The following is a 12,167-nucleotide window of genomic DNA, read 5'->3' on the forward strand; positions in this document are numbered from 1 at the left end:
ACTGTGGCGCGCCCGGGCCGGCAGGGCATTGAAGACACGAGGACGCCACTCATGTCCCGCCGGATGCTCCGCGGTACCCTTTCCCGCCTGCTGCTTCTCGCGCCCTTCACCTCGGGCCTCGCGTGTTGGTCGTCGACCTCGGGCTGTGAGGCGTCGTCCGAGCAGGAGACGTTCCGCATCAGCAGCGTCGAGCTGCGCGACGGCGGCACGGCCTCCGCGGACATGCCCTGCGAGGAGCTCTGCGCGGCGCTGGGCCATGCGGCCCCCTGCGCGGTGTCGCGCTCCGAGGGCGCCTCGTCCCCGGACCAGGTGACGTGCGAGGTGCAGGTGCTCTGCGAGGGCCGGCGTCCCGAGGGCCTGCGGAGCGACGGAGCGGTGACGGAGCGGGTGTCCTGGCTCGGCGCCCTCTACGCGAGGATGGCGCACCTGGAGGCCGCGTCCGTGCCGGCCTTCGAGCGGCTCGCGGAGGAGCTCGAGGCGCACGGCGCTCCCGCGCGGCTGGTGCGGGCGGCGCGCCGCTCGGCGAGGGACGAGGTGCGCCACGCCCGGGCCATGGAGCGCCTGGCGCGGCGCCATGGGGCCTCGATGCCCAGGCTGGAGGTGGCGCCCTTCCAGCCCCGGGCCCTGGAAGCGCTGGCCCTGGAGAATGCCGTGGAGGGCTGCGTGCGTGAGACCTTCGGCGCGCTCCTCGCGGGCTGGCAGGCGCGCACCGCCGAGGACCCGGCCGTGCGCGAGGCGCTGCGGACCATTGCTCCGGACGAACTGCGGCACGCGGAGCTCTCGTGGTCCATCGACGCGTGGGCCCGGCATCGCCTGTCCCACGAGGCACGGAGCCGCATCGAAGAGGCCCGGCGGGAAGCGTGGCGCGCACTGGAGCGGGATGTCGCGGCGGCGGTGCTCCCCGAGCACGAATGCCGCCAGGCGGGGCTTCCCCCACCAGGCATGGCGCGCCAGCTCGTGCGGGAGCTGGCGCGCTCGATGCGGGCCACGGCCTGAGACGCCGTGGCCCGGTACGTCAGAAGGTCTTGTCGAGCAGGGCCTCACAATCCCGCGGAAGGGCCGCATCCTTGAGGTGCAGGGCGACAGGCCCCGAGGCCGCGCCCGGCTCCCACTGCAGGCGCACGAAGCACCGCTCCCCCAGGGTGACGACATGGAGCCGCGAGGCAATGGCTCCCTTGGGGAGGGCTCCGAACATCACCACCCCATCATCCAGGCTCTTGAGAGACTGGCGAGCCCCCGCGGGTGTGGTGCTCCTGCCGTAGAACCGGCCGGAGCGCACATCCTGCGGCACCGCCGCGAGCGCCTCACGCCGCGTCTCCGGCACCGACACGCGCGCCGACGCGGCGTACCGCCGTACCTCGTCGAGAATGGCGGAAGGCGAAGCCCCCGGCAGCACCTCGTGGCGAACCGAGGCGCTCTCCAGGTCCACCACCCCGTGCTCTCCTCGCAGGAGCACATGGGCCCCTGGAACGAAGGGCGAACGGCGCAGGAAGAACAGGTGTGTACGGCCCGGAGCCACGTCGGGCGTCCGCCCCATCGACAGGTCCGACGACACCGCGGGCACGGAGAGGATGACCCGCCCACCCACGGCCCGCTCCTCCCGTTCCGGGTTCTGGTAGAGCACCTCGGCCACCTCGACCTCGAGCTGGTGGTAGTACCTCGGGCTCCTGCCGCCGCCCGCGTGTGCCTGCGCATCCAGCACCCGGAGGACCCTGCCCGTGACGATGACGTCTGACTGGGCCACGTACCCTTCGGGGCCGTAGGGATAGTCCGAAAAGTCATTGACGACCTGCCCCCGTGCGCTCCCGGGGCGCAGGCGCGCCTGCACGTCCTCCGGCATGAGCACCCGGGCGGCGAGAGCGGAGCCCAGCCCGGCGACCGCGCCGAGCGTGCACAACAATGCATGTCTCTTGAAATTCATCATGGTCCGTTGTTCCAGAAGTGAGCCACGGCACTCCGACCGCCACGGCGGCCGGGCGCCGTTCATGGACAACTCAATAGCCGCCCGCCGTCACCAGCTTCGTCCGGGAGATGCCGGGTCCCAGCAGCGTCTGACCATCAATCTGGGCCGTGCTGTCCACGCACGACGAACCGCTGCAATCACGCACATACAGGTACGCGGTGCGAGCGTTCAGGGTCGAGCCGTGAATGATTTCCAGGCGGTTGCCATCGATAATCTGGATGTCCGCCGCCACGTTGAGGATGTAGCCCCCGGCCACATAGGTGCCGAGGTGCATATAGTCCCCGGAGCTGTTGATGTATCCCTCCCCGATGCGCAGGGTGTGGGTTCCGTCGGCGGACGGGAAGGCCGTGAAGCAGCGGTAGGCCTGGGCCGGCGTCCAGTAGCCACAGTCGATGGCCACGGGCGCATCCGTCCACTCCGTGTCCAGGTTCTTCTGAGCCGTCCACGTATTGGACGTGGTGGAGGTGGTGAAGCGCAGCTTGCCGGTGTCCTTGTCGATGAACGTCATGACGAGCCGGCTCGTGCCCGGGTCGAACGCCAGGCTGGGGCGCCGGCGCGAGTGCATCCCCGACAGCTGACGCGTCCCCCAGGTGCAGCCCAGGAACGTGGGGAAGATTCCCCGCGCCACGAGGATTTCCGCCCCGTCGTTCGCCGCCAGGTACGCTGTCGCGAACCCCCCGGACGGGTCCTCGGAAACGGCGACGCCGTCATACGTCCACTCGGTGGAGTTGATGCACTCGGGACCGAAGGTCTGCCCGTTGATGAAGACGTGCGCCAGGTTGCTGGTCGTGTCAGCGGGGTCCGTGTGGTCGGTTTCGTATGCGACGAGCGACCAGTCGTCGTTGCGACGGGTGGCGACGCCAACGCTTCCGGAAGTCCGCCCCACCACCGTCCAGCTTCCGCCGGTGCGCTCCCTCACCTTGACCTGGGCGACCCGCACGAACTGCCGGTTCTGGGCGCCCGTCTTGTCGTCCACGCGAGGGAACCGCTTCGGGTAGGCGCCAAAGGCATATTGCTTCTGCTTCATGACGGCCTCCTCCACCTGGCCGTCGGGAGGATGGTCCAACCCCATGCAATGACCGAACTCGTGCGTGAGGATGGACTGGATGTCCAACTTGCCATTGCGGTCGTCCGAGTAGGGGTCCGGGTCGGACGTGTTGTTGTAGATGTCGATGGCACAGTTGTCCGACACGGAGAGGGGCCAGGCCTGAGTGCGCCCCACACACGCCCCTCCCGAACAATCGCCGTCGCAGCACGTCTTGGCTCCAATCTCCACATCCGACGCGCTCGACGTCGTGTCATAGAACTCGATGTGGGTGGCGAAGCCGACGCCCACGTTCAACCAGGACTGCAGGGCGGAACGGGCCAGGTGCATGGTCCGCAGCGGCGCCAGGCCGAAGATGGACTGAAAGTCTCCCGTGACGACATCGATGATGTATGGGTTGTCACTCCACCTCATCCCGTAGAACCAGAAGCTATAGGCTCCCGCCGAGAACGAGGACAGGAATCCCATCAGAAAGACAAGCACAGCACTGGTGCGTTTCATGACCCCTCGTTGAACGACCCGTTGCACGACTCCATATCCACGGCGCCGCCAAGGAAGCATGAACAGCCATCCAACAACAAGTGCAATTAATTACACAAAATAGACTTGCGCTTTTCCAAAACCACTCGCCTGATTGTCCTCCGGCCATGACAGGTGACGGGCTGGATGTGCCTTCGGCGCGGGAGGCGCCCGGCCCCATCAGGTAGGGTTTGCGCGGGCTGGAGCAGGAGCTTGCCCCGGCAGGAAGCGCGACCCTACAGTGCCGCCCGTGCTCAGACCGTCATGTCCAACAACCCGAATCCGGCGGCGTTGATGGAGTCCCCCTCGCCCGCGCTGACGCCTCCGCTCTCCTCGCGTGCGAGCCGTTGGGCCCCGCTGGTGGCCGCGCTCGGCGGGTTGGGCTGGTACCTCTGGTTGGGCGGCGGCAACACCCTGTCGCCCACGCGCATCGACTGGATGATGCGCGAGGACTGGGCGGCCGAGCTCTTCGGCTGGTTCTTCTTTCGCAACGCTCCCTGGAGCCTGCCGCTCTCCTCGCCCAACCAGCTCTACCCCTACGGCACGTCGATAGCGCTCACGGACGGCAACCCGCTGGCGGCCGCGCTGTTCAAGCTCTTCAGCCCGCTGCTGCCAGCGGACTTCCAGTTCATCGGCCCCTGGTTGGCCCTGTGCTTCATGCTGATGGGCTACTTCGGCGCGCGGCTGGTGGCGGTGGTGTCGCCGCGCCCGGTGCATCAGGTGCTGGGCGGACTGCTGCTGGCGCTGGCGCCCCCCATGGCGGCGCGCTTCGGCCACCCCACGCTGTGCGCGCACTGGGTGCTGGTGGCCATGCTGTGGCTGCACCTGCGTGACACGCCGGATGCCCGTACCGCGAGACAGTCACTGGCGCTGGCGGCCGTCTTCAACGTGGTGGCGGCGGGCACGCACGCGTATCTGGTGGCCATGCTCGCGCCGCTCGCGGTGGCGCTGGCCGTGCGGTTCGCGCTCGGCAGGGTGCTCGGGTGGGGCGCGGCGGTGGCGGCCTCGCTGGGCTTTCTCGTGCTGGACGCGCTCGCCGTGTTCCTCCTGGGCTACTTCGTCACCAGCGGACTGGGCGCGGAGGGCTTCGGCGACTTCTCCGCGGACCTGGCCACGCTGCTCAACCCCATGGGCTGGTCCAAGCTGCTGCCTTCGCTGAACGCCGCACCGAGGCAGGGCGAGGGCTTCGGCTTCATGGGCGCGGGCGTGCTGCTCCTGCTCGCCCTGGCCGTGCTCGCCACGACGTTCCGCTTCCGCATGCTGCGCGACGTGCCGTGGCGCCGTGGCGTGCCGCTGGCGGTGACGGTGTTCCTGATGGCCGTCTACGCGCTGTCCTGGCGCGTGACGTGGCTGGGGCGGCAGGTGGTGGACCTGAGAGCGTTGTACGAGCCCCTCTCCCGCCTGACGTCGGCCTTCCGCTCCTCGGGGCGCTTCGTGTGGCCTCTGAGCTACCTGCTGATGGCCTGCGCGATGCTGCTGTGGCTGCGGCTGTGGCGGGGTCGGCCGTGGGTGGGCGCGGCGGGGCTGGTGCTGGCCGTCGGGGTGCAGGCCCATGACTGGCGCGCGGACCGCAGCCACCTGCACCGGCCGGGGGTCTTCCGCCGCCTTCAGGCCCCAGAGTGGGCGGAGCTGCGCGGCACCTACCAGCACCTCGCCCTCTTCCCGCCGCACGTCCAATGGGTGTGCCGCTACGACGAGCCGGTGGTGAATGCGCTCGGCTACGTGGCCTACCGCATGAAGCTGACCTTCAACAGCGGCTATGCCCCGCGCTCGCCACCGGAGCTGGCCCGGGAGTGCAACGCGCCGCTCCGCCCCGGTGGCATCGACGCGGACACGGCCTACGTGGTGGCCCCCGAGGCGCTCGGCCAGTTCCTCCAGCAGGGCGCCCGCTGTGGCGTGCTGGAGGGGCTGCCGGTGTGCGTGGCGGGGAGCCGGACAGACGCCTTCGCCCGGGCACTGGAGCGCCAGCCGCTGCGATAGGTTGCCGGGAGTCGGACCCACGCCTCCGCCCGGGCGCTGGGGCGTCAATCGCCGCGCCAGGTCGCCCGCAGTCGGGCCGACGCTTTCGCACAGGTGCTGGAACGCCTTCCGCCGCGCCAGATTGTGGGGACAGCCAGCACTCAGGGCCGGACACGGCACGGAGGCACCCTTTCAGCACCTGAAGCCCCATTCACCTGCGATAGTCACCGGGCGGCCGGGCGCTCCTCCCGCCGTCCGGGCACATGGCCGGCGTGGTCAGGAGATGGACACCCTCTCAGGGAAAGGCAGCATCGGAGACGTATGGGAAGCGAGGACATCGTCACAGCGCTGCGCCGGGTGCCGTTGTTCTCCCGGCTCACCGACGAGCAGCTCCAGTGGATGACCCAGCATGGGCGGCAGCTCCGCTTCGCGGCGGGCACGCGCGTCGCCACGCAGGGCGACCGTGCCGACGGGCTCTCCGTCATCCTGGAGGGCCGCACGGAGTGGACGCGCCACGTGAATGGGCAGGACGTGCCCGTCGCGTCGCTCGGCGCGGGCGAGCTCTTCGGCGAGCTCATCCTCTTCCTCAACGCACCCCACCCGTCCACCGGCGTCGCGGCGACGGACGTGCGCCTGTTCCGCCTGGAGCCGGCCACCTTCTGGGAACTGCTGCGCGTGGCGCCGGTGCTCAGTCGCGGGCTGATGGAGCTCGCCTCGCAGCGCCAGCAGCCCCACGAGACGAGCTCCACGCAGCAACCGGAGCTGCTGTCCGCCGGCCAGCTCGCGGCCGGGCTGGCGGGTGAGCTGGAGAACCCCGCCGCTTCCTCCAGGCGAAGCGCCGCGCGCCTGCGCGACACCCTGCGCGCGGTGTCCGCACGAGCCATGGCGCTGGGCGAGCACGGCCTGTCCCCGGCGCAGCGAATGGCCCTGCTCGCCCTCCCGCGCGAGGCCGCCGAGCGTGGCCGGACGTCTCCCCTGCTGGAGCCCGTGGCCCGCGCGGAGCGCGAGGAGGCACTGGGCACCTGGCTGGAGTCGCGCGGCGTGTCGGAGGCGTGGGATGCGGCGCCGGTGCTGGTGGCCTCGGGGCTCGACGTCGCGTGGCTGGAGTCCGTGTCCATGCGCGTGGGCGAGGCGCTACTGAGCGACGTGCTCGCGTGGCTGGTGGCGGCGGTGACGTGCGACGTGCTGCTGGCCGAGGTGGAGCGCGGCACCGCGCGCGTGTCCACGCTGGTCGAGGGAATGAAGGCCTACAGCTTCCTCGACTCCCTGCCGGTGCAGGAGGTGGACCTGCACGAAGGCCTGGAGCACACGCTGTCCGTGCTGAGCCACCGCCTGACGGACCGCATCACCGTGGAGCGCCAGTATGAGCAGAGCCTGCCGCGCATGAAGGCGGAGGACGGCGCGCTCGAAGAGGTGTGGACGCAGCTCGTGCTCAACGCGCTGCAGGCGCTGGGCGAAAACGGCGGCCGCCTGCGGCTGCGCACGTGGGCGGAGAACGGACGGGCGGTGGTGGAGGTGGCGGACGACGGGCCCGGCATCCCGAAGGACCTGATGCCTCGCGTCTTCGAGCCCTTCTTCAGCACCCGGCCCCACGCGGCGGGCCTGGGCCTGGATGTCTGCCGCCGAATCGTCGAGCGACACGGGGGCGAGCTGCGCGTGCTGTCCGAGCCCGGCGGCACCCGCGTTCAGGTGCGCCTGCCCGTGTAGCGACGTGCGGATGTCCGGCGCCGTACGGGTGCGAAATTCAACCGGTGACGGATGCGGCGCGCCAACCGGGACGGAGCGTCACCCGCTACACGCACGCCCGGCGGGCGGATGGCCCGAGGTGGACTGAAGGCGTGGACTCGGCCGCACCTCCGTGCCGCGCTGGCCCGCGTGTACACTGGAGGGCACGCGGAGGCTCAAATGTCCGGTGAGATTCAGGGCGCCTGGTTCAAGGCCATCCTCGGCTCGATGACCGCCGCGTCCTCGCGCTTCCCACAGCACCAGCAGCGCATCAACAGCATGCGCGACGACATCTGGTACGCGTGGGAGGACTACGTCCACATGACGGGCGAGCTGCATGCCGCGCTGGGAGACCGGGCGGTGGAGGCGATTGCGCAGCGCTCGGCGATGCGCACGCTGCCGCTGGCGAGGGCCCTGGGCTTCGACTCGGTGGAGAAGGTGTTCGGCAACTTCGACGCCCTGCTGCGCGGCATGGTGAGGAACCTGCCGCACGCGGACTCCACGCGCACCGTGTCCTTCATGCCCCTGGCGGCGGAGCTGGAGACGCAGTCGCGCCTGCCCACGCCGCTGTTGCTCGGTACCTTCCGGGGCCTGCTGATGGGCTTCGGGAAGATTGTCACCGAGGCGAAGGTCTCCACGCGCGGGGGCACGCGGCGCTTCTCGCTGCGCTGGATGTGACGCCGGGCTCTGGCAGGCTCCGCGTCCATGGTGCGCATCGGCGTCATCGGAACGAAGTGGGGCCTCATGCACGTGGGCGCCTTCCGCGCGGCGGGCGCGGAGGTGGTGGCCTCGCCCGACGCGGCCCACCGTGCGCATGTGGAAGCGGCACTGAGCGCGGGCCGTCCTGTCTTCTGTGAGAAGCCACTCACGCGCACCGCCGAGGAAGCGAGAGCCCTGCGCGCGCGTGCGCACTCCGCGGCAAGCCCGGCGGCGGTGAGCTTCCCCTACCGCATGTTGCCGTCCCTGCGCGCGCTGAAGGCGTGGCTCGCGGAGCGGCCGGTGCGCCACCTCGTACTCACGTTGCGCAATGGCTTCGCTGTCGACGAAGGCAACACCACCGGACCGATGCTCGGCGCTTCGGGCGACTGGGGCGGCATGTCCCATGTCATCGACGCGGCACTGTGGCTCGCGGGCGCCTCCCCCGTCTGGGTGCAGGCGTCGCTCTCCGGCCGCCCCGTGCACACCGCGGCGCTGCATGTGGGGCTGTCCTCCGGTGCGGTGCTGATGCTCACCCACGCCGCATGTCCGGAGCCGGGCATCCACGGAGGCTGGACACTGCTCGGGCGCGGCTGGGAGGCCGGCTTCTCGGGAGGCTACGTGCCCTCTCGCGAGGGCTGGTGCGTGTCCCCCGTGCGCGGCTTCGAACACGGCGCATGGAGGGACCTCGCGCCCGGCCTGGAGCCGCGTCCCGGCGAGCGCGAGCCGTGGGCCCAGGCGCATGTCGAAGGCGCGCGGAGGTTCCTCGGCCTGCTGCGCGGTGAGCCGCGCGACGGGCTCGCCACGCTGGAGGACGGCGTCACCGTGCAGGAGCTACTCGCGGCGGCCATGGTGTCCGAGGAGCAGGGTCGCCGGGTCCACCTGGAATCGCGCCCCGGGGCATGAACGCCGTCCTGCTCCGCCTACAAACCCGGCACTCGCGACACAGACGCATCGCGCCCCACGCGAAGGGACGTGTTGGTAGTTTCCGCGCGCCCGAACCCCCGGGCATTCCCCATTTCCCGAGGAGCGCATGATGCCCGCGGTGGACCAACACGCGGTGGGAACCCCTACCTGGATGGACCTGATGACGCCGGACCTGGAGAAGGCCCGAGCCTTCTACGGCGCGCTCTTCGGCTGGAAGTTCCAGGTCGGCCCGAAGGAGACGCACTTCTACACGATGTGCCAGGTGGACGGCCGCAACGTCGCGGGCATGGGCCAGCGTCCGCCCGACGCGCCCTTCCCTCCCGCGTGGAGCGTCTACTTCGAGGTGGATGACATCGACGCGTACGCCTCGCGCGTGCGCAAGCACGGCGGTCACGTGGGCATGGGCCCCATGGACGTCATGGAGGAAGGGCGGCTCGCGTTCTGCTCGGACCCCACGGGCGCGCACTTCGGGCTGTGGCAGTCGAAGAAGCACCACGGCGCGCAGCGGGTGAACGAGCCCGGCAGCATGACGTGGCACGAGGTGAGCACGCGCGACGGCGCCCGCGCGCGTGACTTCTACGCCGCCGTCTTCGGGTTGGAGCCGAAGAAGATGGAGGGCATGGACTACTGGGCGATGCACAAGGGGCCGGACCCCGTCGTCGGCGTCTTCCAGACGAACGGCAAGAGCCCCGCGAACGCGCCGCCGCACTGGATGAACTACTTCGCCGTGGCGGACACGGACGCGACAGTGAAGAAGGCCACCGAGCTGGGCGGCAAGGTGCTCGCTCCGCCCATGGACACGCCCTATGGCCGCATGGCCGTGGTGGCCGACCCGGCCGGCGCGACGTTCTCCGTCATCAAGCTGGCCATGCCCGCGCAGGGCCAGTAATCCCCTCGGGTCCCCACGAACAGGCGGTGCTCCCCCGCCTGTCCGGCACCCGTCCGTTTTCGGCCTCGCAGCCGCGCGCTTATCGGGAGGGCACCCACCTTGCGCCGTGCCCCCATTCGTTGCGTGATGGACGCCTGACGTAGCGCGCCCCGCGAGCCTCCATGTCCACGCCCCCAGACTCCGCCCGAGCCTCCCGTGTCTCCGAGCCGTGGCTCGAGGAGCTCGACGTCCTCGTGCGGGCCCGCTACCCGCTGCTGTACCTCGTCTCGTGGGAGGAGCACCGCGTGGACGCCGTCCTCGCGGAGCTGGCCCGCACGCACGGCAAGGCGCTCTTCCACTGGTCCATCATCCGGGGCCTGCGCAACGTGGGCACCTCGCGCACCGCGCCGCTGCCCGAGGACACGCGCTCGCCCATGGACGCGCTGGCCGCGATTGAGAAGCTGGGCGAGCCCTCGCTGGTGGTGCTCAAGGACTTCCACCCCTATCTCGAAGAGAAGGGCGTGGTGCGCGCGCTGCGCGAGCTGGCCCACTTCCTCAAGAGCACCTTCACCACCGTCATCCTCCTGTCCCCCGCGCTGCAAATCCCCATCGAGCTGGAGAAGGAAGTCTCCGTCGTCGACGTGCCGCTGCCCGGGTACAACGATTTGCTCCGGCTGCTGAAGGAAATCGTCGCGGTGGTGCGCAGGGGAAACAAGGCCACCGTGGAGCTGTCGCGCGAGCACGCCGACCAGCTCATCAAGGCGGCGCTCGGGCTGACGCTGTCGGAGGCGGAGAACGCCTTCGCGAAGGCCATCGCCACCGACGGCAAGCTGGGGCCGGAGGACATCAAGCGCATCCAGGACGAGAAGCGGCAGGTGATTCGCAAGAGCGGCCTGCTGGAGTACTACCCGCCCGAGGAGAGCCTGGGGAACGTGGGCGGGCTGACGAACCTCAAGTCCTGGCTGAGCCAGCGCACCGCCGCCTTCGGAGAGCGCGCCCGCCAGTTCGGCCTGCCCGAGCCGCGCGGCCTGCTGCTGCTGGGTGTGCAGGGCTGCGGCAAGAGCCTCACCGCGAAGGCGGTGTCCGCGCACTGGAACCTGCCGCTCTTGCGGCTGGACATGGGGCGCATCTTCAGCGGGCTGATTGGCTCGTCCGAGGAGAACCTGCGCAAGGCCATCCGCGTGGCGGAGAGCGTGGCGCCGGTGGTGCTGTGGGTGGACGAAATCGAGAAGGGCCTGTCGGGCGTGGCCTCCTCCGGCACGGGGGACAGCGGCGTGTCCGCGCGCGTCTTCGGCACGCTGCTGACGTGGCTCCAGGAGAAGACGGCGCCCGTCTTCGTGGTTGCCACCGCCAACCGCATCGACGGCCTGCCTCCGGAAGTGCTGCGCAAGGGGCGCTTCGACGAAATCTTCTTCATCGACCTGCCGGAGCAGGCCGAGCGGCAGGACATCTTCCGCATCCACCTGCACCGCCGGAAGCGCGAGCCCTCGGCGTACGACGTGGACGAGCTGGCCACGCTCACCGCCGGCTTCAGCGGCGCGGAGATAGAGCAGGCGGTCATCGCCGGCCTCTATGAAGCCTTCGCAGAGGGGAAGGAGCTCACCCAGCAGCACCTGACGCGCGCCATCCAGGACACCTTTGCGCTCTCCGTGACGATGGGCGACGAGATTGGCCGGCTGCGTGAGTGGGCGCGAGGCCGCACGCGTCCGGCCTCCACGCACGCCACGCCCGGGAGCCCGAGATGAAACCCCGCCTCTCCCGCTTCCTCCACCTGGAGCGTGCGCGCGCCGAGCGCCCGGAGCCGGAGACGTCCTCGCGGCTCCAGAGCGGCGGCCGCTTCGAGTCCATGGAGGAGCGGAAGGACGCGCCCCAGGAGGCCGCCATTCCCGAGGCACACCTGGAGCGCTTCAAGGGCCACGACGCGCCCGTGGGGCTCGCCCAGCCTCCCGAGGAGGACGCGCGCCGCTTCCCGCGCTGCATGCAGTGTGAGTCCGAGAATGGCCGCTTCGCGCGGACGTGCAGCATGTGCGGCGCGGACCTCGGGACGCCGCAGCAGCTCGAATACAACGAGCGCCTCTGGCAGGAGCGGAAGCAGGGGCTGACGCGGACGCTGGAGGACGAGCGCGAGGCCCTGCGCCAGCTCGAAACCCAGCGGCAGCAGGAGGCACAGCAGAAGCGCGAGGACGCGGAGCGACTCGCGCGCATGCTGGAGCAACTCCGCAAGGAGGAGCAGTCCTACGGCTTGCTGCGCCACGGCATCCAGCACGCGACGGTGGCCACGGCGCTGCTGTCGCTCATCCCCGACCGGCGCCTCCGCTGGCTGACGCTGGCGGGAGTCGTGGGCCTGGCACTGGGGCTCCTGCGCTTCGGGGAAGGAGGGACGCAGTTGGCGGGGATGGGCCTCTGCGCCCTGCTCGCCGTCCTCTTCATTCCCCCCAACCTCCTTGGAAAGCGGCGGCGCTGAG

The 12,167-nt window shown here is 70.3% G+C and carries 10 protein-coding genes; 8 read left to right on the plus strand and 2 right to left on the minus strand.

What is annotated here, in order from left to right:
* Window positions 1–51: 51 nt before the first annotated feature.
* Window positions 52–996, plus strand: coding sequence for a hypothetical protein (locus tag ACVTJA_RS46740; RefSeq protein WP_465830633.1), 945 nt, complete (start codon window positions 52–54; stop codon window positions 994–996).
* Between the two features lie 19 nt (window positions 997–1,015).
* On the opposite strand, the gene ACVTJA_RS46745 is transcribed toward ACVTJA_RS46740, so the two are convergent.
* Entirely contained in the window at window positions 1,016–1,924 is a 909-nt protein-coding gene (locus ACVTJA_RS46745; RefSeq protein WP_465830634.1) for a hypothetical protein, read from the minus strand.
* 70 nt (window positions 1,925–1,994) lie between these two features.
* Window positions 1,995–3,509 carry a matrixin family metalloprotease gene (locus tag ACVTJA_RS46750; RefSeq protein ID WP_465830636.1) on the minus strand — a complete coding sequence of 505 codons (1,515 nt, stop codon included), beginning with the start codon at window positions 3,507–3,509 and terminating at the stop codon, window positions 1,995–1,997.
* 282 nt (window positions 3,510–3,791) lie between these two features.
* Between ACVTJA_RS46750 and ACVTJA_RS46755 the strand changes: the two genes are divergently transcribed.
* The 7 genes from ACVTJA_RS46755 to ACVTJA_RS46785 all read left to right on the plus strand — a co-directional run bounded on the left by ACVTJA_RS46755 (window position 3,792) and on the right by ACVTJA_RS46785 (window position 12,166).
* Window positions 3,792–5,507: a DUF6311 domain-containing protein gene (locus tag ACVTJA_RS46755; protein ID WP_465830638.1), complete on the plus strand. Its 1,716-nt coding sequence runs from the start codon at window positions 3,792–3,794 to the stop codon at window positions 5,505–5,507.
* A 300-nt stretch (window positions 5,508–5,807) separates the two neighbouring features.
* Entirely contained in the window at window positions 5,808–7,193 is a 1,386-nt protein-coding gene (locus ACVTJA_RS46760) for an ATP-binding protein (RefSeq protein WP_465830640.1), read from the plus strand.
* Between the two features lie 198 nt (window positions 7,194–7,391).
* Entirely contained in the window at window positions 7,392–7,889 is a 498-nt protein-coding gene (locus ACVTJA_RS46765; RefSeq protein WP_465830642.1) for a hypothetical protein, read from the plus strand.
* 27 nt (window positions 7,890–7,916) lie between these two features.
* Entirely contained in the window at window positions 7,917–8,813 is an 897-nt protein-coding gene (locus tag ACVTJA_RS46770; protein ID WP_465830644.1) for a Gfo/Idh/MocA family protein, read from the plus strand.
* 127 nt (window positions 8,814–8,940) lie between these two features.
* Entirely contained in the window at window positions 8,941–9,723 is a 783-nt protein-coding gene (locus tag ACVTJA_RS46775; protein WP_465830652.1) for a VOC family protein, read from the plus strand.
* A gap of 161 nt (window positions 9,724–9,884) precedes the next feature.
* Window positions 9,885–11,447: an AAA family ATPase gene (locus ACVTJA_RS46780; RefSeq protein ID WP_465830654.1), complete on the plus strand. Its 1,563-nt coding sequence runs from the start codon at window positions 9,885–9,887 to the stop codon at window positions 11,445–11,447.
* Window positions 11,444–12,166: a hypothetical protein gene (locus ACVTJA_RS46785; protein WP_465830656.1), complete on the plus strand. Its 723-nt coding sequence runs from the start codon at window positions 11,444–11,446 to the stop codon at window positions 12,164–12,166. The genes ACVTJA_RS46780 and ACVTJA_RS46785 overlap by 4 nt, the downstream gene beginning before the upstream one ends.
* Window position 12,167 lies beyond the last annotated feature (1 nt).

The organism is Pyxidicoccus sp. M6 (genome assembly GCF_055568925.1).

Bases quoted from the DNA above. Each gene is read 5' to 3' on its own strand.
- ACVTJA_RS46785 (WP_465830656.1), top strand. From the start codon at position 11,444: ATGAAACCCCGCCTCTCCCGCTTCCTCCACCTGGAGCGTGCGCGCGCC.
- ACVTJA_RS46775 (WP_465830652.1), top strand. From the start codon at position 8,941: ATGATGCCCGCGGTGGACCAACACGCGGTGGGAACCCCTACCTGGATG.
- ACVTJA_RS46760 (WP_465830640.1), top strand. From the start codon at position 5,808: ATGGGAAGCGAGGACATCGTCACAGCGCTGCGCCGGGTGCCGTTGTTC.
- ACVTJA_RS46740 (WP_465830633.1), top strand. From the start codon at position 52: ATGTCCCGCCGGATGCTCCGCGGTACCCTTTCCCGCCTGCTGCTTCTC.
- ACVTJA_RS46750 (WP_465830636.1), bottom strand. From the start codon at position 3,509: ATGAAACGCACCAGTGCTGTGCTTGTCTTTCTGATGGGATTCCTGTCC.
- ACVTJA_RS46745 (WP_465830634.1), bottom strand. From the start codon at position 1,924: ATGATGAATTTCAAGAGACATGCATTGTTGTGCACGCTCGGCGCGGTC.
- ACVTJA_RS46780 (WP_465830654.1), top strand. From the start codon at position 9,885: ATGTCCACGCCCCCAGACTCCGCCCGAGCCTCCCGTGTCTCCGAGCCG.
- ACVTJA_RS46765 (WP_465830642.1), top strand. From the start codon at position 7,392: ATGTCCGGTGAGATTCAGGGCGCCTGGTTCAAGGCCATCCTCGGCTCG.
- ACVTJA_RS46755 (WP_465830638.1), top strand. From the start codon at position 3,792: ATGTCCAACAACCCGAATCCGGCGGCGTTGATGGAGTCCCCCTCGCCC.
- ACVTJA_RS46770 (WP_465830644.1), top strand. From the start codon at position 7,917: ATGGTGCGCATCGGCGTCATCGGAACGAAGTGGGGCCTCATGCACGTG.